Origin of the sequence: Weissella halotolerans DSM 20190 (genome assembly GCF_000420365.1) — a bacterium.
Classification (GTDB): domain Bacteria; phylum Bacillota; class Bacilli; order Lactobacillales; family Lactobacillaceae; genus Weissella; species Weissella halotolerans.
In genome coordinates this window covers 67026-86880 of record NZ_ATUU01000004.1, presented here as the reverse complement: position 1 = coordinate 86880, position 19855 = coordinate 67026, and the positions used below count along the sequence as shown (strand labels likewise).

Here is a 19855-nt window from a genome sequence, read left to right as displayed (position 1 = left end):
CTATCCTGTTTTAATTATTTTTTGTAGGCCCACTTCCAGTCGAAACTAGCTCCAGAGGTGTTTGTAACCATGTGCTTAATGCTAGTCCGTTGCAAGGCTGCCTGTGACCGGTAGTACAAAGGTACTAAGCCAGCTTCCTTATCTAAGATTTGTTCTGCCTTAGTCAAATCCTTAAAGCGTGCCTTAGGATCATTGACGTTCTTATTGGCTGCATCATCAAGGAGTTGATCGTACTCCTCATTCTTCCAGCCACCTTCATTGAAGGAAGAATCGGACTTATACAAGTCTAAGAAGGTTGATGGATCAGCATAGTCAGCTCCCCAGAGGGAAACCACCATATCAAAATCACGCTTCTCAGATAGGTTAATCCGTTGCTTAAATGGCACGGTCTTAATCGTTACCTTAACGCCATCTAGCTTTTCATACTGTGACTGAACAAATTGGGCTGACCGTTTTGCACCAGATGTGTCGTCGGTCAACATTTGTACCTTAATCTTCTTAACCCCGGCTTCCTTCATTCCCTGTTTCAAAAGCTTCTGAGCCTTTTTAAGATTGTAGGTGTTGACTCCTTTGACTGCCGCTGACTTAGCAAAGTCCTTTCCTGTGTTAGGATCCTTAACCAACTTCGTTGCGGTAAACGTTTTAGCTGGCGTTGCGCTACCAGTCAGAATTTTATCAGCAAAGGTCTCACGGTCAATTGCATAAGAGAAGGCTTGCCGCACCTTGGTATTCTTGAAGGCCTTAACCTTCTTTTCATTCAGTTGAAGGTAGGCTGTCGTAGCTTCTGGAATCGTCCGGTAGGCCTTAGTATTCTTAGCCTTCTTTACCTGTTCTGGTGACAGGGTCGTATAGTCCAACTTATTAGACTTGTATAGGTTATAGCCAGTGTTTTGCTCTTTAACCGTGGCCATCTTGATTTTTGGTGTCTTAACAACATCCGCATCATAATAGTTCTTATTTTTAACTAAGGTGTAGGTATCACTAGAACCAGACCACTTTTTCATCTTATAAGGGCCTGAAGACAAGGTGTACTTAGCGGCTGTCCCGTATTTCTTGCCCGCATGCTTAACGAACTTTTCATTTTGTGGGAAGAACGGTGCATTAGCAAGAATCGACTTTAACTGTGGCATTGGCTTTTCTAATTCAACCTGCAGGGTCTGATCGTCCAAGGCTTTCACCCCTAGCTTACTCAAGTCCTTTTCATCACCCTTTTGGATGGCATCCGCATTGTTGATACCCGAGTACAGGTAGGCATACTGTGACGCCGTCTTAGGATCATTCGTCCGTTGCCAACCATAAACAAAATCGTGGGCCGTCAGTGGATCACCATTCGACCATTTCAAATCAGGCTTTAATTTAAAGGTGTTGGTTAAGCCATCCTCTGATTCTTCAACTGAATCCGCCGCTGACAGTACAAAATCGCCTTTTTGATTAGCCCGGTACAAGCCATCACCAGTAGCTGTAATGGCAGTAAAATCAATATTCGTTGTTGTCTTTGATGGATCCATACTACTTAGAATGTCACTTTGCGACCAACGAATTGTTTTATACTTAGCTGCATCCGCTGAAACGGTGCCAAGGGCCCCCGCAGTTGCGAGACCAGCCGATAAGAGTGCAATGTTCTTTGTTAGTTTTTTCATAACCGGTACCCTCTTTTACTCTTCTTAAAATTTGATGAGAAATCAACTTTGTTTAACAAATATAAACTGTCATATTAACACTGTCAATCATTTTTCTAATTTTATCCACATTATTTTAATCAAATGCGTATTTTACTTTACATTTACTCATTAAAAACCTTAATTTAGCTAAGAAAAAAGAACTAGTGCCGTAAACACTAGTTCTTTTTCTGGTTTATTCTTATTAAGCTTCCATACGACGGTCAAAATAACTGCCTAGTTGTGAAACTGTAAAGTTTAATACGAAATAAAGTAAGGCCAACATGATAAACATGGGAATAATGGCCTGGGGCTTTTGCGCATAAATCGTTTGGGCCCGGAAGGTTACCTCTGGCAACATAATAATCGTTGCTAAAGAAGTATCTTTAATTAACGACACAAACTGTGATACCAAAGGAGGAATCATTTTCTTATAGGCCTGGGGCAATAAAATATGCCATAACGTTTCTGGCATGGTTAACCCATTTGATAGGGCGCCTTCCAACTGCCCTTTTGGCACAGCAAGAATTCCAGAACGGACAATTTCAGCAATCATGGCGGACTCAAAGATTGTCATGGCTACCGTTGTCGACATCATCACGCCCATATGGATACCAATCTTAGGTAACCCAAAATAGGTGAAGAAGATAATTAACAGCAGGGGCAGGTTACGAATCACGTCAACAATAAAGCCGACAATTTTAGAAAACCAGCCTAACTTCATATAACGGATAATACCTAAGAGTGACCCAATCACAAAACTCAAACCGATTGAAATGACAGAAACTTCAATTGTCACCCACAACCCCATTAGGAGAAAGCGTAAATTAATCCATGAATAAGCTTGTATTAATTCTTGCATTGTTTAGGCCCCCCCTTGTGCTAAGTGCTTTTCTAAATACTGCATATAATAACTTAGGGGCATCGTTAAAATCAGGTAGAGGATACCCACAATAATGTAGGGACCAAAGGTATCAAAGGTCGCCTGCGATAACATATTGGCTTGATACATTAAATCCATGCCAGCTACGAAAGCCAAAATGGATGAATTCTTAATCAAGGAAATAAATTGGTTACCCAATGGCGGAATCACCAAACGAAAGGCTTGTGGTAACACCACATAGCGCATACTTTCCCACCAGGAAAGGCCATTGGATAAAGCGCCTTCTAGTTGGCCCTTATCAACTGAGTTAATACCAGCCCGAACCGTCTCAGCAATAAAGGCTGATGTATAAAGGGTCAAACCAATCGTACCTGCTGCAAAACCATTTAGATGCCAGACTCTGGCCACAACCACATAAAAGAACATCGTGATAACCAGCAACGGGATATTTCGTACAATCTCAATATATATTTTTGCAATTATATTGGTTAAGCGATTCGGCACCACTTCCATTAAGGCAAAGACAGTCCCTAAAACTAACGATCCTGCCAGCGCAATGATGCTTGATAAAATGGTCCAACCAAAACCAGAAATAAATTCATTTGCATGACTTTGAAATAATGTCCACATTATTTAGCAATCTCCTTCCAGTCAAGACCAGGCACCCTACTGAACCACTTCTTTACCAAGTGGTCGTAGCTACCATCCTTGCGCATCTTTTTAATGGCTTGGTTAACCTTTTTTTGCAACTTGGGGTTGTTTTTATCTAGGGCAATTCCATAGGGCTCCTCGGTGAAGGTTTTGCCGACCACCTTAACCTTCTGATCCCCATAAGCAAGTCCATAAAGAATACCACTATCGCTAGTCAACGCATCACCTTGCCCAGTTTCCAGAGCCGTCATTGCAGTTGCATAGTCGGGTAAACTAACCACCTTAGCTTTAGGCGCAGCCTTTTTCATATTTTGTTCAGAATTAGACCCAGTTACCCCAAGGACTCTAACTCCTGACTTATTAAGATCCTTGACTGACTTTATCTTACTATCTTTACGGACCATGATCGCCTGCCCGGCATTAAAGTAAGGGTCAGAAAAGGCAACCACCTTCTGTCGTTCCGGCGTAATGGTCATGGTTGCAATGACAGCATCAATATTCCCATTTAAAAGCATTGGTACCCGGGTTCCCGAAGTAACTTGAGTCAACTTCACTTTTAACTTAGGGTCAATATGATGCGTTACCTCACGGGCCATATCAATATCAAAACCTTGTAATTTACCAGTCTTAATATCCATCAAGCCCATTAACCGCGTATCACCTTTCACACCCCAAACCATTTGGTCACTCTTTTGAATACGTTGGTAGGCTTCATTCTTAACTTCTGAGGCCGTTGCAGTCGATAAGCCCAAGGCCAGTAAGACCATCCCACCGGTGGTCAGGGCCGTTGCTAACCATTGATTAACTTTTCTTGCCATCTTCACCACCTCCTAATGCACAATCTGTGACAAAAACTTGCGCGCACGTGGTTCACTTGGTTGTTCAAAGAATTCCTTGGTTGGCGAATCTTCTAGGATTTGACCGTCAGCCATAAAAATAACTCGATCTGCAACTTGCTTGGCAAAGCCCATCTCGTGGGTCACAACTAACATGGTCATCGACGAATCTTGCGCAATTTCACGCATAAATTTTAAAACGTCATTAACCATTTCTGGATCTAAGGCTGATGTTGGTTCATCAAAAAGCAACGCCTTTGGCTTCATGGCTAAAGAACGCGCAATGGCAATCCGCTGTTGCTGACCACCAGATAAGGTTGAGGGGTACTTATTTGCCTGATCAACTAAATTAACTCTTTCTAGTAGACCCATGGCAACTTTTTTATTCTCGGCTTCATCTCGATGCAAGACTAAACGGGGAGCCAACATAATGTTCTCCAAGACTGTCTTATTCGCATAAAGGTTGAAATGTTGAAAAACCATCCCCACATCCTTACGAATCCGATTTAAATTCGTTTTAGGATCCGCTAAATCTTGACCATTTACAATTAATTGGCCCTTTTGAATCGTTTCCAGACCATTAACAGAGCGAATTAAGGTTGATTTACCTGACCCAGAAGGACCGATGAGCACCACGGTTTCGCCTGTTTCAACATCCAAATTAATATCCTTAAGGGCATGAAAATCACCGTAATACTTCTCAACATCTTTAAATTCTATCATCGACATCCCAGACTCCTCCTCTAACATACAGCCTACACTCTTGATATCTGCATTGTCTGCTAAGAAAAAACCCGACATAGTCTATCCATGCCGGGTGCTATTATTAATAATATTATGCTTAACAATTAACCCTGTCAATCACTGACTACTAAGATTAGCTTAACTAAATGGTTATTTGTTATCAGAATGTTCGTTATTATTTCTCTTCTGGTAGGCTAACTCGACCTTTAAGGTGTAAGGGTGGACCACCGTATGTAAGCCTGACCGGCCACGTTCATGACCGGGACCACCAGTAATCACGGCGGTGGCAATATAGAGATCATACTCTTTTTGTGCATCGGCTGTCTTTTGTAACCCAACGCGGGTAATGCGCCCCAACCGCTTAGCAAACATTTCATTTAAACCGCCATAGATCGCCAACCCATTATGTTCATCTTCTAATCGATAATAGGGTAACGGTGTTCCGGGTTCATTTGCATAAATCACATCATCTGTTCCTGCTAAACGTTTGAGTTGCTGCTCAGGACTCAATTGACCGTAATCTTCTTGCATTAAATGTTGTGCTTGTAATTGTTCGACTACACTTTTTAATTCTGCTTGCATATCAGCATCGGCACTAACGGTGGCTGGCAGAACCTTACCCTTAGCATAAACTCCATTTGAGGGCACAAAAGCAACCGTTTGAGCGCCAGTACTACCCTCCTCAGGTTTATTGCCCATATATTTAGCTAGCCAGGGTGAAATGTCCCACTTAACCGTTTTTTCCGTAAAATAATAGACAATATTAATAACGGCAAAATACAAAATAACGAGTCCAGCCAAAAGAATCAGGCCACCGCGCAAATAGGCCTTATTCATCATGTATTGAGTAGCCAAGTAAAAGATATAGGCATCCCCAGCCAGCGCCATTACAGAGTAAATGCGTCCTTTTAATTTCGAATTAACATTAAAGAAACCCAGGTAATGGTTTAATAAATCCAGCAATGATAACATGGCTTACTGTCCTCCTGTTTCTTGGTTATTCGCCGCAGGGGTAGTAGTACTTGAACTAACAGCCGTTGAACTGCTAGCAGAACTACTAGTAGCCTGATTTGCCTGTTAATCATGGTCTTGATTATCATCGCCTTGCTTACTTGATTGCTTTTGATCATCTGTTTGATCCTTCGTCTTTTCACTACTAGCTTGCTGACTACTTTCATGTTGACTGTGTTGGCCACTTTCACTAACTGATTGACTATCAGTCGTCGACCGGCTCGTAGATTCAGTATTAGATTGCTGCTCTTCACTCCCTGAAGAAGTCACACTTTGTGAACTTCGTGGTGCCCCATTGTGGGTTTTGGTAGACACATTAACCACCGCATTCCCTGCACTTAAAGCTAAAATCATTGAAACTAATGCTACTGGCGTAATAAAAGGTGGTGTTCGATATGCCATTTAATTAGCCTCCTCTCAACTTTCACTAATCTCTTCCTTAATTATCTGATCAATCTGCCGCTTAGTGTCAGCCCAATCATCATTTACCACCACATGGCTGCCCTTGGCTAAAGCGGCTGGCAACGTCAAATCACGTTGATATTCTTTGCTCTTAAGCCGTGATTCAATCTTAGCCACATCATCCCCACGGTTAGCTAGCCGGTGAATCAAATCCGCCGGTTCACTAACTGTTAGATAAATTACGACAACCTCATCAGCTGGCAACTCACGCGCATATGTCTGGGCGCCAGCCGTATCTAAAACAATGGTAATCAGAGGGTTCTTCTGCCAAGCGCGTTCTAACCCCTCGGTCGAGGACCCATAGTGATACCCATTATACTGTACTGTTTCTAAATAGTGGTTTTGCTTAAACGATTCTGGTGATTCAAAATAATAATCAACTTGGTCTTGCTCACCTTCCCGTGGTGGCCGAGTAGTATGCGTAATCACCTTTGGCATTTCATAAAAGTCATTCAAATATTTCGTAACCGATGTCTTGCCAGTTCCTGTATTTCCGGTCACAACAAACACTTTTCGTTTCATGTGGCTGATCACACTCCTCTTCCCCACAACTTGCACTTCTTTACGGTGCCTATAGTTTATGCTTTAAATAATAGGTCAAACTTAAGATTTTAGAGCCTCATCCTCGACCGGATACATTATTGCTTAGGCAAAACATTTACCTTAATTACTTCGCCACTATAAAAGGTGCGCTGTCCTTGATCCGTCTCTAATTGAATGCCACCGTGTTGATCAAATCCAGTTACCTGTCCCCTGATTTGTTGTCCCGCCACCTGCAAAATGACGTTGCGGTGCTGCAAACAAGATAAGTTTCGATAAATGGACATCACTTGGGCAAAAGGTTGCGTTTGCAAATAAAAAAATCGTTCTATAATAGCTGCTACTAAGGATGCTTTGTCAACTTGGTCCAGTGCCAGCGAGCCAACTTTTTTTTGCAAAGCTAAGGGATAATCAGCTGACATTAGATTTAACCCTAAACCAATCATTAAAGCTGACTGCCCATCCTGCTGCCAGCCTTCAACCAGAATACCAGCCACTTTATGTTGCAGATAGTAAAGATCATTAACCCACTTAATCCTAACCTCCCGCCTGACTGTCCGGGATATTGCCTGGGCGGTCGCGACAGCCATGGTGATCGTCACCTGCCCCGCATCAAGCTGTTTCAACTTAACGCCTGGTAGGACCAGGGTCATGTAAAGACCGACCGCCCTTGGCGACAAAAACGGTCGACCTTGGCGACCATAACCAGCAGTTTGTTCATTAGCAAGTAGTAAGGTTGGTGTTTCCTTAGTTGCTAAGACCAGCGCCTGTCATTTGGCCGCCAAATTAGTCGAATCGATTTGCTGGTACATCTGGAAGTCAATTGGTTTTATTCGTTTTAACAGTCTTCTTAATTTAACCTGGTCCATAATTATTACCTATTAAAACAAGTTTGCCAAAAACTGCTTAACAGGTTCCCAAATATTGATCATGAACCAATTCGTCGCTTCTTTTGCATCTGCAGAATTAGCAAAATCCTTTACCTTCGCCATCACATCACCCGCCGAATCTTGTAAGGTATCGGATAAATGACCCGTGTTTTTAATAAACCCTTTAGAATCAGAAATTGGCGCTGCATTGACCTCGCTTAAGGCCTGGCTGATATTTTGCACAGCAACACTGCTGGTCTGCTTCTCGATGCCCTGCTTACGCAAATTAATTGTCAATTGGTCGATGATAATATTGATCGTAATAGGATTTCCCGCCTGTTTTTCCTTAGCTAGATCACCCGCTGTTTCAGTTACCGCTGCCGTCAATTTACCTGGATACTTTTTATCATCAGCATTATCTTGGATGGCCCCACTAGTGGCCGACAGGACATTATTTGCCGCAGCCGTGTTCTGGTCATCGAGGGGAATACCATCTTGATCTAGGGCCTTATATACCCCGGCCAAGGCAGCTTCTCCCGAAACTGGCTTATTCGCCGTCACGGTAATAATGACATCCTTGACCCCGGCCATGGTAGCAGCCATGGCATATTGTTGGGACTTTACCTGTAAAATATTATTTTGACCTTCAAAGGGTTCAATATTCACTAAGGTCCCCGTCCCTGGCTCTGCAGGTGCTAAAGCCACGGAACTAATCATGGCTTCATCACTAATCCCTGACAAGCCGATGTATCGCGCATCGGCACCCGTGGTAGTCAAGGTTGCATACTTAGCTGTGACCCCCAAGGTCTGTGCCACTTGATGCTTTTGCTGGGCTGCTGCACCATAGACTACATACGGTTGGGAAAGAGGTCGATTTTGCTCTGCCTGGGTCTGGGCGGCGTTGGCCACCTGCACATACATACTGCTAATCAACGCGGTTAGGCCGACCATTGTAGCCAGTAAAATACGGATGGTCATCCAAGAATGTCTTTTCATAATGTGAATTGCCTTTCTCTTTGGTTAAACTTATCTGTCATTATTTTACCAGTTATTCCTTCGCAATGCTTAAAAAACCCAACCCCTGCCATCACGACCAGGCAAGGATTGGGTTAAACCACGATTCAGTTTAATTATTTGCTAACTCATACATAGCTTGGGCAAAAATAGCCATTGAGCGTGACAGGTCAGCCACTGGATAAAACTCATCTGCTTGGTGCATCGTATCTGGCACCCCTTCAAACATAGCGCCAAAGGCTACGCCTCGCTTCAACAGACGACCAAAGGTTCCTCCACCAATCACACGCTCACCAGCTGGCAAACCAGTGTGTTGACGATAAACATCTAACAAGGTCTTAACCAAAGGATCATCGCCTGATACATAATGGGGTCCCATCCCATGGCCTTCAGCAGCAACCGTTGCCTTAAATTCAGTTGGCAAGGCAGCTTGAACGGCCGCCACAATTTCATCAGCAGTGATGTTTTGTGGATAACGGAAATTAGCATTAATGAGACCATCCTGGCCCGCATTAAATTGTTGAATACCCACATTCATTGACAAATCACCCATCAAGTCATCATGCCGTTTTGCACCAATCTTCTTAGCTTGGGTATCATCATGTAATTGATCGCCAAGGAAAGTTAGGAAGCCTTTTGCATCACCAGCAAAAGGTTCATCCTTCAAGAAATTAGCCAAGAAGGTACCAGCATTGGTACCTGTTTCCGGCATAGCGCCATGAACTTGATGGCCAAATAAGGTAATCGTTACCTTTTGACCGTCCACTGCTGCCTTGGCTTGTACGCGATCTTCCTTAGCCAGGTAGGTCTCTAAATCAGTAACCAGCTTTTTAGGATCAGCCGTTTCAATCACTGCCTGGGCAGTACCGGGAACCATGTTTGGTCGTTGACCAGCGGCAAAGGATACTAAGGTCAAATCCCCACCATTGGTACCACCAAAACGCGTTACCGCTGAAACATTTCCCTTTTCTCCATTGATAATTGGAAACTCAGCATCAGGGGAGAAGCCCATTGTTGGCATCCCATATTCAGCAAAAAAGTCATCCATGCCCGTCCAGTCAGACTCTTCATCAATACCAACAACAAAAACGATTTTACGCTTTAAGGTTACTGCCTGGTCTTTTAACATCTTCAAAGCATAGTAAGCAGCAAAAGTTGGTCCTTTGTCATCCGACGAACCACGACCATATAAGCGACCCGCTTCGATTACCGGTTCAAAAGGTTCTTTCGTCCAGCCATCGCCAGCTGGCATCACATCCAAGTGTCCAATAACCGCTAGTGTTTCCTCAGCGTCTTCTGGACCAAATTCAGCGTAAGCTACCAAATCTTTGTAATTACCAGTCCGAAAACCATCGCGCTTAGCAATTTCTAAAAACTTTTGTAGTGCAGCTTTAGGTCCTGGACCCAATGGTGCATCGGGGGTTGCTGCCTCATCATCACGGACAGACTTAATTCGAATCATATCCTCTAAGTCCGCAAGTAAAGCATCTTGGTATTGTAAGGCATCTGCTAGCCATGTTGCTTGCTTTGTCATTTTTCCTACCCTCCACTCAATAAATTAATCTTGATTATACGCTAAATCATTTCACCTGGATAGTCTCCTGCCTAGCGAACCAAGGACTAGATATTGCTTTGCACTTGTGCCATAAAGTTTCCCATGCCATCAGCAATAAAACTAGGTTTAACTACATAACTGTACTGGGCCATCTGCTCAGCCACTGCAGAATGGGCATATACTGCTGCCATGACTGAATTAATTGGATTACGCTTAAATTGACCTACAAAGGCTGCGACGATACCGCCTAATGTGTCGCCCATACCACCAGTAGCTTGGTAGGCCCCGCCAATTTCTAGTTGGTACTGACCAGCTGATGAATAAATGACTGTATGATGTTGTTTTAACACTAAAACATCAATATTTAGGATTTGCCGTTGAACTTCATTCATTTGGACTTCATGTTGATAGCCAATCTTAATTTTACTTAGCCGTTCCCACTCCATTTGGTGTGGTGTAACCACGGTAAAGGTATCACGTGGAAAGACAAGGTTTTCCTTAGCAACAATGGTTAGCGCTGAACCATCTACAATGAGTATCTGCTCTTGATTAACAAGGTCTAAGACATGCTCGACTAAGGCCACTGCAAATTGATTAGTCCCCATCCCTGGTCCCAACAACACAACATCGCTTTTATGAATAGCTGCATCTAATTGGCTTTGATCTGTCCAATCAATAAACATTGCTTCAGGTGTACGACTGTGAAGAGCTGTTCGATTAACAACATCTGTTGCTACCGTTGTTAAGCCAGCCCCTGAACTAACTGCGGCCTGAGCTGCCATCAAAATAGCCCCACCTAATTGGTTATTACCTCCGATAAGCAAAACATGGCCAAAGTCTCCCTTTTGACTTTCATCTGGTCGGCGTACAATCACTTCTTTTAAAATATTTTCTGTTAATTTTTGGACCATTCGTCTTTCTCCAAACTCAAATTAGGCTAGCTTGCCTGCTGGCTCCATTATAGCACTAGTCTTTAACCCAATGCGCTTACAATCACATCCTCTATTCAATTCACGCTGTTGTATAATACAGCTATACTAACAATAAAAGGGAGTTTTACATTATGCAAATTAAAACCATGCGCATCTACGATTCTTTTTCAGATACCACTGACTATCGTATTTTAGTAGATCGTTTGTGGCCCCGTGGCATTTCTAAAGAAAAAGCAGCCTTGGATGTCTGGTTTAAAGCCATTGCCCCGTCAACCGAACTTCGCGAATGGTTTGCTCACCAACCTGATAAATTCACCCTTTTTACACAAAAATACGAAAAGGAACTAGCTGCTAATCCCGAAACATCACTCTTTATTCAACTTGTCGCTACTCAGTTAGCCCAGCAACAAGATATTGTCCTTTTATATGGTGCGCGCAACCAAAAAGACAATCAAGCCATTGTGCTCCAAAAGCACCTTATGCAACAACCTAGCATTAAACAATTCCTATCCTAGACTAAACAAAAAAGGTAGATGCCTGCAGGCATCTACCTTTTTTATTCTACTCACCTTAACTATTAATTATTCAAACGAATTGGCTTTTCAATTTGTAATTCCCACTTGCCTAACTGTTTTTGATAATAATCTAGGAATAAACTCCCATGCGTATCTTGATGAACCACTACCTTATTTTGATGATCAATCATGATTTCTTGGATTGCCTTCACCTTACTGCCTCCATTAATCTAGTTTTCTTCCATCGCTAAACGACATTCCTGTAAAAAGCCTTCACGTACACCAGATGATGAAAAGACAACTTCTTTAGCATCCGTGCGCTGAATCAGTTCAATTAACGGCACCAATCCACTAATGATAATATCTGCTCGGTTAGCCTCTTTACCCAAAAGCTCACGTCGTTCCTGATAAGTCAGGGCCACTAGTTCATCAAAGGTGGTTAAGACCTCTGCAGTAGTCATATGGTAACCATGAAAATCAGTCTTAGTATCAAATCCTTGTCGACCTCGGTTCAAGCGTGCCAATGAACGGTTGGCACCCCCTAACAAAATAATTGGCAAGGGATCCTCATCAACCAACCATGGTAATGAATCAAATTGTTGGCTAACATAAGCCTCGGCTGCTTGTAATTGTTTAGCACTTACGGTTTCAAACCCTAATTGGAAGCGCTCAGATAGGTTAACGGCGCCAAATGGTAGACTAATAAAATTAGCCGCCATTCGTTCCTCAATACCGACCAGTTCAACGCTGGCCCCGCCCGTATCCAACAACCATGCATCCTCAATCTTTGGCAAAGCACTCATGGCACCTAGGTAATCGTAGTAGGCCTCCTGGTCACCCGTTAAAACTTGAACATCAATACCTGTCGTTTCAAAGACATGGGCTAAAAAGGCCTTTTGGTTCGTCGCCTCACGGATGGCCGCCGTTGCAATTCCCTCTACTTTAACATTTGGATATTGCCTATAAATTGCTTGAAACTGTATGAGCGCCTGTTCCACTCGTTCCATGGCCGCTTGGGTCAAGGCCCCACCATTTTGATGCATCCCTTGTGCCAAGCGCGTATCAACTTTCTCGCGTTGTACTTCCTTAAATGTTCCAGTGGCCGTTAGTTCTTCAACAACCATGCGCGTAGAATTCGAACCAAAATCGACGACCGCTAAATAACTCATGTCTTACTTCCTTTAATTAACTAGTTCCAATAATTGATGCCCATCGCCGCACGCAATTCCTGCATAGTTGCCTGGGCTTTTTGCCTAGCCTTGGCTGACCCATCTGCTAACATCTGCATTACGGCTGCTGGGTCCTGTGCATAGCGAGCCCGACGTTCCCGCATTGGCATCAACTGTGCATTCAAAACTTCAAATAGGTACTTCTTAATCTTCATATCACCGAGACCACCTGCCCGATACTGTGCCTTTAGCTCCGCTACTCGGTCCTCATCTGGATCAAAGATATCTAAATACGTAAAGACCATATTACCTTCAACATGGCCTGGGTCAGTCACCCGAATGTGTTCAGGATCTGTATACATTGTCTTAACTTTGGCCCAAAGTGTGTCCTCATCATCGCTCATGTAAATGGCATTATTCAATGATTTAGACATCTTAGCGTTCCCATCTAGTCCAGGAATTCTTCCCTGGCCCTTAGGTGGAAAGACGCCGGTCGGCTCAACCAACAAATCCGCTCCATAATATCGATTAAAAGTCCGTACTAATTCACGCGTTTGTTCAATCATCGGTTCTTGATCATCGCCAACTGGTACCACCTCCCCCTTAAACAGGGCAATATCAGCGGCCTGTGAAACTGGATAGATGAAAAAGCCTGCTGGAATACTCTCACCAAACCCCTTTTGTTGAATTTCAGTTTTAACTGTCGGATTACGTTGCAAACGCGCAATCGACACTAAATTCAAAAAATACTCAGTTAATTCCGATAGTTCAGGAACCGCCGTTTGAATAAAAATTGTTGATTTTTGCGGATCAATCCCGACGGCCAAATAGTCCAATGCTACTTCTAGGACTGAACGATGTACTTTTTCAGGATCACGGGCGTTATCGGTAAAGGCTTGTTTATCAGCAATCATAATATAGGGGTCGTATTCCCCAGAATTTTGCATCTGCACCCGATTTTTTAATGATCCAACATAGTGTCCAATATGCAATTTACCAGTTGGTCGATCTCCCGTAATTAATACTTTTTTTTCTGCCATCTTTCTTCTCTCTAATTTCATTTGCTCATTATGTTCTACTTATGCCCTAACATCTTGCCAGTCAACCCACTGATTTGCTTGGGTTAAGGTAGCCGGCACGTCCCCAATCGTCATTAATACTAATTCATGAAGGGCCCGTGATGCTAACGTATAGAGTACTCCAGCCGACGAAGTCGCACCATAGCTTGTCTGTGACACATCATAACCGATTACTGCATCAAATTCCAACCCTTTAGCTAAATAAATTGGCATTACTAAGGTTTTAGCTTGCCGTGAACGTGCCTGATCATCAATTAACTGATAACTGTCTCCTGTCTGCTCAAGTAGTTGCGCTACTGCCTTAGCACTAGCTTGCGTTTGCGTCAAAATGGCAACCGTCTTCTGCCGTTGATGTAAGTCCTCGACAAAATGATGTAGTTGCGCTGCCGCCTGATTTGGCTTCATGACACTCACAATCGGTTTCTTCCCTGACCGTTCAAAGGTCTCAATCTCATCCCCCGCTGGTGCTACTGCACTAGCGAAGGCCATAATTTCCTTGGTTGACCGATAGGATTTATTAAGCTTAATTAACCGCTGTCGCTGATTCGAAAAAGTGGCTTGATATCGTTTTAATAAAGCTTCCGGTTTTTGCGCCTGTCCATAGAGCGCCTGTTGTGAATCACCTAGTAAGGTAAACTTAGCCTTAGGAAAGGCATGTTGCAAGTACTTTAACTGGACTAAGGAATAATCTTGCATCTCATCAACGCAAATGTACTGCATATGCTGATTTGTCCCTGCACCCGTCATATAATCACGTAAAAACAAGATTAAGGTCGCATCTTCATAATCAAGACGGTGAAATTCTAACTCATGCAGAAAACGTTCTCGTTTAGCCAACCAGAGATCCCGATTTAAGCCAGCATAGGTACGATCAGCTAAGTAAGCCAGAAAATCACCATACTGGACATAGATATCTAGCATACTAAAATTATATAACGCATCATCAATTGGCCTTAACTTCTGCTCTAAATAACGCTGTTCTATTTTCCGTTCACCCAACTGTGGATCGCTGTCTAAATCAATGACTACTTGGCCCTCCTCATCACGCAGTAAAGACTGATAATCACTTTCAGACAGACCTTGCATATCCTCCGCTACAAAATCCAGCTCACCACTATGCTCAATTTGCCTAGCCAACCGTTCTAAAAAGTCTTTTTGCATCATTTGCATACGATCTACCAGGGGATAAGCTGAAGGTAACGTCTGCAAGTATTCTCGCATTTCAGTAGCGCTAAACCAGGCCTGACCGCGAAGTCTAATATCTCGCAAGGCAATTTCTTGCGGTGATAGTTGTTCTAAATACTCATGCATAGCCGTTAAAATTTGGTCATCTTCGAGGGCTTTCTGAATGGTCCGACTAGCCTGGCCGGCCACAGCATTTTGTTCATAGCGCTCAAATAAGGTTTGTACTTGTAATCCCTGTAACCGTGCCGTTAAAAATTCAGCAAAAGTTACCTGCCGCATATTACGCTCTCCTAAAGACGGCAGTACATCAGCGATATAGCTTGAATATAAACGATTAGGTGAAAAGAGGACGATCTGATCAGCATTTAATGTCTCACGGGCATGAAAAAGCAAAAAGGCAATCCGTTGTAAAACAGCCGACGTCTTACCAGATCCAGCAACTCCTTGTACGACTAAGAGGTCACTACTTGTATCACGAATAATCTGATTTTGTTCTTGTTGGATGGTAGAGACAATATTGTGCATTTTCTCATCACCTTGCTGACCTAAAACATGCTGTAACATTTCATCACCAATCGTTACGTCTGTATCAAACATGTTTTTTAATTTCTGATCAGCAATTGTAAACTGTCGCTTTTTGACCAAGGTTACGCTTTGCTGGCCATTCGGGGTCTGATAGGTTGCCGGACCCAGCGCCCCATTATAATAAACACCACTAATAGGCGCCCGCCAATCATTAACCAAAAAATTACCCTGGTCATCTTGCAATGAAGCTGTACCAATATATATGGTTTCAGGCACCCCGTCTTCAACAATATCAACCCGGCCAAAATAAGGATTATGCAGCAAGGTCGTTAATGTTTGCAAGTGTTTTTGGGTAATCGCTTCTGTCTGAGTCACACGAGCGACAATATTACGTTGTTGCTGAATTTCAGCATTGGTCTCCATCGCATCATCCACTTCAAGCGTATTAATCGATGTATTAGCACCGTAATTTGCCTCTACGGCACTCGTTTCATGATGCGCTTGTTCATACTCGGCCTGTGCCTGTGCCAAAGCACTATGAATATGGTCAATCACCTGGGCTAAATAGTGCTTTTCTGCCTGCCAAGTTGCCTGATCCATAAACAATCTCCCTTTTTGTTTTATCTTTGTTGCTCTTACTTACCCAAACTGAAGATAAGCATTCCGCCTCTATTAGACTAAATCAAGGCTTACTACCAGAGCCTGATCAACCGCTGTCAATACCTGTGCTGGTACGACACCTAACTGATCTTGCAAACGGCGCTTGTCAATTGTTCTAATTTGTTCACACAAAATAACAGATGCACGCTGAATCCCCGTATGCGGTAAAGCAGCTGGTAAGGCCACGTGAGTTGGTAGTTTAGGCTTAGCTATTTGAGCTGTGATGGGTACGACAATCACCGTTGGTGCATGCTGATTTCCTACATCATTTTGAATAATCACTACCGGTCGCTGTCCACCCTGCTCTGACCCTCTAACTGGGTCTAAATCAGCAAAAAAGATTGCCCCGCGTTCAATCTGACGCAATTTTTTCTCTCTCACCATTATCTTTACCCAACAACCTTTCTCATCAGTCGTTGCCCCATGCCAGTAGCGATTTCATATGGAATCGTTCCAGCCTTTTCAGCTAACTCTTCGAGGGTGATTCTTTGATCGCCAACTGCACCTAGTAAGGTCACGACAGTTCCTTCTGGTAATGGACCCGGCAACCTGACCATACATTGATCCATCGCAATCCGACCTACAATGGGAGCCCTTGTTCCATCAGGCAGAAGAACTTCCATGCCTTGCAGGGCTCGTCGATACCCGTCTGCATAGCCAAGTGGTAAGGTGCCAATCCACTCATCTTCCTTAGCTTTATAGGTAGCTCCATAGGAAATAGAACTTCCTGCTGTAACCTGCTTAACGTAGACTAATTCCGCCCTTAATGAAAGCACTGGCTGCAGATCTCGAGCTGGTAGACTCGCTTGGGAGGGATCAAATCCATACATAGCTGCACCAAGACGAATCATATCAGGATGCGGTTGCTGATGCCAAAGGGAAGTTCCCGAATTAGAGACATGCCGCCAAACATTGTCAGCAATTGGCAAATCGTCAGTTAAAGCATGCCACTGTTTCAACTGCTTCTCAAAATAAGCTTCATTAGGTCCGTCAGCAGTCGCAAAATGCGTCCAAATCGACTTTAATTCAAGCCCTTCTGTCTTGTCAATCAACCTAATTGCTTCTGCCAAGGCGGTTGGCTCTCGAAAACCAATTCGGCCCATTCCCGTATCGATAGCTAATGCCAGTTGTAACTGCTCAGTCTTTGGTAGATACTGTCTGGCCGCTTTTAACCAATTAACCTCACTAACTGCTGGAATGAGATCATAATGTGCTAAATCAGGTGTGTATATTGCTGGTGTAATCCCTAAAATAAAAATGGGTACGGTTACACCAAAATCACGTAACCAAATACCTTCATCAATCGTCGCTACTGCAAAACAATCGGCCCCCGCCTCTAAGGCCACTGGTACAACCTCTGCTAATCCATGCCCATAAGCATTGGCCTTTACTACCGCACAAACACGTTGAGTGCCTGTTAATGCTCGCACATAGTGTATGTTATGGGTTAGGGCTGAGGCAGAGATTTCTAACCAGGCTGGTCGCCGACGGCTAACGGGCTGGTTTTCCTGTACTGTTTTCATTGTGTTTTTCGACTCCAATATTACTGCGCTATGTACTAAATCATCACTATGTGAAATGGATATGTGGGCTGTTAAAAACGAAGACTGTGGATATTTAGTAAAGACTGGTTCCCCCTTAGAACCTGGTAATATTTCTAAATCTTGCCAGGTTAATCCCTGACTCATGCCAGTTCCCAGCGCTTTACTGTAGGCTTCTTTAGCCGAAAACCGTCCTGCTAAAAATTCAATCTGATGTTTTCCCTTACGCTGAGCAAAAACTGCTCGTTCAGCTGGTGTAAGAATGGTTTCAACAAACCGTGGCTGACGGGCAACCGTTTTAGCCACCGCACTAATTTTTTGAACATCGATCCCTTGTTTTAACACAATCTATCCCCCCTTATCCTCAATATTATACATCGTTTTCTTAAACGCCCCTATTAATAGTAAAAAAAGAACCATAGATTGTACAATCTATGGTTCTTTTAAAGGTTAATCCTTATTTTTAATCACAAAGTCATGGGAACGTCGTTGACCACGTCCACCGCGGTCGTGATCATTGCGACGGCCACCACGATAACCGCCACCACTATGTCCACGATTACCTCGGTATCCACCACCATCGCGTCGATTACCACCACGATAACCACCACCATGACGATTGCCACCGCGACCGCCATGCTTATTAGGCAAAGGCCGTTCACGTGACAACGTGAAAGGTGCATTCATTTGCGAAATATCAGCAACAGAACCTAAGAGGGCTGCTGCCAATGTCTTAGCATCGTACTTATCAGCCAAGGCTGTTACTTCATCTTCAGCTAATTCAGCATTAGTATGTTGAATAATACCATCTACCTTAGCTGTAGCGGCTGCCAAACGTCCAGCTACCGCTTCCTCAAAAGTAGGTGGCTTAAGTGGTAACATCCGTTTCTTAGTTAACTTTTCGATATCCTTTAAGTAATCCATCTCTGAATTAGTAACAAAGGTTACTGAAGTTCCATAAGAACCGGCACGACCAGTACGGCCAATCCGGTGAACATACGATTCAGAATCCTGAGGAATGTCAAAGTTGTAAACATAATCAACTCCTGACACATCCAATCCACGGGCTGCCACATCAGTAGCCACCAAAATACGAATCTCACCGTTCTTAAATTGCTTCAAAACCTGTGAGCGCTTTTGTTGCGTTAAATCACCATGAATGCCAGCTGCGTTATATCCACGCAATTCCAATCCACGGGTCAATTCATCAACACGCCGCTTGGTCCGACCAAACAAAATTGCCAATTGTGGCTGTTCGACATCCAAAATCCGTGTTAAGGTATCAAACTTTTCATTCTCCCGTACCCGAACATAGTACTGTTCAACTAGGTCGGTTGTTAGTTCTTTGGCTTCAATTTGAATGTGGATGGGATCTTTCATAAACTGAACCCCGATTCGCTTAATTGAAGCTGGCATAGTAGCTGAGAACAACAATGTTTGTCGTACATCAGGAACGGCCTTTAAAATAGCTTCAATATCATCCAAGAAGCCCATGTTTAACATCTCATCGGCCTCATCTAAGACTAACGTTTTAACATGTGATAAATTAATGGTTCCACGACGAATATGATCAATTAAACGTCCTGGTGTACCCACTACGACTTGAGCTCCATGTTGTAAACCATTAATTTGACGGCGAATGTCAGCACCACCAAAGACAGCTTGAACACGAACATGCTTGTCACGTCCTAATTTAAACATCTCATCTTGGGTTTGGATCGCTAACTCACGCGTTGGTGAAACAATCAAGGCCTGAACATCAGGCTCATTGATATCAATTTCTTCCATGATTGGCAAACCAAAAGCAGCAGTCTTACCTGTTCCTGTTTGTGCTTGTCCAATCACATCTTTACCTGCCAACGTCAATGGAATCGTCTTTTCCTGAATTGGCGTTGCTTCTTCGTAGCCTTGCTTTTGCACGGCTGATAATAGGTCTTTTGATAGACCCAGTTCTGCAAACTTCAAAATATATCCTCCAAAATAGTACTTTCCGTACTATCATCTCTAATTATCTGATTAATTGATC

General features: G+C 43.3%; 20 protein-coding genes. 1 reads left to right on the top strand and 19 read right to left on the bottom strand.

Features of this window, described 5'->3' with window-relative positions; genetic code table 11:
- Positions 1–14: 14 nt before the first annotated feature.
- The 12 genes from G414_RS0105935 to G414_RS0105880 all read right to left on the bottom strand — a co-directional run bounded on the left by G414_RS0105935 (position 15) and on the right by G414_RS0105880 (position 11134).
- On the bottom strand, positions 15–1640 hold the full coding sequence (locus tag G414_RS0105935) for a peptide ABC transporter substrate-binding protein (protein WP_022791906.1): 1626 nt from the start codon (positions 1638–1640) through the stop codon (positions 15–17).
- Positions 1641–1863: 223 nt separating this feature from the next.
- Positions 1864–2520 (bottom strand): amino acid ABC transporter permease, encoded by a 657-nt coding sequence (locus G414_RS0105930; protein WP_022791905.1) that lies wholly within the window; start codon positions 2518–2520, stop codon positions 1864–1866.
- 3 nt (positions 2521–2523) lie between these two features.
- Complete coding sequence (locus G414_RS0105925; RefSeq protein ID WP_022791904.1) at positions 2524–3171, bottom strand: amino acid ABC transporter permease; 648 nt, start codon at positions 3169–3171, stop codon at positions 2524–2526.
- Positions 3171–4010 (bottom strand): glutamate ABC transporter substrate-binding protein, encoded by an 840-nt coding sequence (locus tag G414_RS0105920; RefSeq protein ID WP_022791903.1) that lies wholly within the window; start codon positions 4008–4010, stop codon positions 3171–3173. Before G414_RS0105920 ends, G414_RS0105925 begins: the two co-directional genes overlap by 1 nt.
- A gap of 12 nt (positions 4011–4022) precedes the next feature.
- Positions 4023–4751 (bottom strand): amino acid ABC transporter ATP-binding protein, encoded by a 729-nt coding sequence (locus tag G414_RS0105915; RefSeq protein WP_063067352.1) that lies wholly within the window; start codon positions 4749–4751, stop codon positions 4023–4025.
- A 171-nt stretch (positions 4752–4922) separates the two neighbouring features.
- Positions 4923–5744 (bottom strand): DUF6681 family protein, encoded by an 822-nt coding sequence (locus G414_RS0105910; protein ID WP_022791901.1) that lies wholly within the window; start codon positions 5742–5744, stop codon positions 4923–4925.
- A 105-nt stretch (positions 5745–5849) separates the two neighbouring features.
- Positions 5850–6185 carry a hypothetical protein gene (locus G414_RS0105905; protein ID WP_022791900.1) on the bottom strand — a complete coding sequence of 112 codons (336 nt, stop codon included), beginning with the start codon at positions 6183–6185 and terminating at the stop codon, positions 5850–5852.
- 15 nt (positions 6186–6200) lie between these two features.
- A complete protein-coding gene (locus tag G414_RS0105900; protein WP_022791899.1) occupies positions 6201–6767 on the bottom strand; it encodes a guanylate kinase in 567 nt (188 codons plus the stop codon).
- Between the two features lie 116 nt (positions 6768–6883).
- Complete coding sequence (locus G414_RS07395; protein ID WP_081634573.1) at positions 6884–7549, bottom strand: biotin--[acetyl-CoA-carboxylase] ligase; 666 nt, start codon at positions 7547–7549, stop codon at positions 6884–6886.
- A 117-nt stretch (positions 7550–7666) separates the two neighbouring features.
- Positions 7667–8632, bottom strand: coding sequence for a DUF1002 domain-containing protein (locus G414_RS0105890; protein WP_022791897.1), 966 nt, complete (start codon positions 8630–8632; stop codon positions 7667–7669).
- Positions 8633–8780: 148 nt separating this feature from the next.
- Positions 8781–10202, bottom strand: coding sequence for a dipeptidase PepV (gene pepV / locus G414_RS0105885; protein ID WP_022791896.1), 1422 nt, complete (start codon positions 10200–10202; stop codon positions 8781–8783).
- 86 nt (positions 10203–10288) lie between these two features.
- On the bottom strand, positions 10289–11134 hold the full coding sequence (locus G414_RS0105880) for an NAD(P)H-hydrate dehydratase (RefSeq protein ID WP_022791895.1): 846 nt from the start codon (positions 11132–11134) through the stop codon (positions 10289–10291).
- 152 nt (positions 11135–11286) lie between these two features.
- Between G414_RS0105880 and G414_RS0105875 the strand changes: the two genes are divergently transcribed.
- On the top strand, positions 11287–11670 hold the full coding sequence (locus tag G414_RS0105875; protein WP_022791894.1) for a DUF488 domain-containing protein: 384 nt from the start codon (positions 11287–11289) through the stop codon (positions 11668–11670).
- 62 nt (positions 11671–11732) lie between these two features.
- On the opposite strand, the gene G414_RS07635 is transcribed toward G414_RS0105875, so the two are convergent.
- From G414_RS07635 to cshA, 7 genes are all read right to left on the bottom strand, one after another.
- Positions 11733–11882, bottom strand: a complete 150-nt coding sequence (locus G414_RS07635; RefSeq protein ID WP_022791893.1) for a hypothetical protein — start codon at positions 11880–11882, stop codon at positions 11733–11735.
- Between the two features lie 18 nt (positions 11883–11900).
- The gene (locus G414_RS0105865) at positions 11901–12839 is read right to left on the bottom strand and encodes a Ppx/GppA phosphatase family protein (RefSeq protein WP_022791892.1); all 939 of its coding nucleotides are present in this window, start codon (positions 12837–12839) and stop codon (positions 11901–11903) included.
- Between the two features lie 20 nt (positions 12840–12859).
- Positions 12860–13879, bottom strand: a complete 1020-nt coding sequence (gene trpS, locus G414_RS0105860) for a tryptophan--tRNA ligase (RefSeq protein ID WP_022791891.1) — start codon at positions 13877–13879, stop codon at positions 12860–12862.
- Between the two features lie 39 nt (positions 13880–13918).
- Positions 13919–16228, bottom strand: coding sequence for an RNA polymerase recycling motor HelD (gene helD, locus G414_RS0105855; RefSeq protein WP_022791890.1), 2310 nt, complete (start codon positions 16226–16228; stop codon positions 13919–13921).
- Between the two features lie 72 nt (positions 16229–16300).
- Entirely contained in the window at positions 16301–16672 is a 372-nt protein-coding gene (locus tag G414_RS0105850; protein ID WP_027694574.1) for a type II toxin-antitoxin system PemK/MazF family toxin, read from the bottom strand.
- A 5-nt stretch (positions 16673–16677) separates the two neighbouring features.
- Positions 16678–18174, bottom strand: coding sequence for an alanine racemase (gene alr, locus G414_RS0105845; RefSeq protein ID WP_022791888.1), 1497 nt, complete (start codon positions 18172–18174; stop codon positions 16678–16680).
- A 105-nt stretch (positions 18175–18279) separates the two neighbouring features.
- Entirely contained in the window at positions 18280–19794 is a 1515-nt protein-coding gene (cshA, locus tag G414_RS0105840) for a degradosome RNA helicase CshA (RefSeq protein WP_022791887.1), read from the bottom strand.
- Positions 19795–19855: the final 61 nt, after the last annotated feature.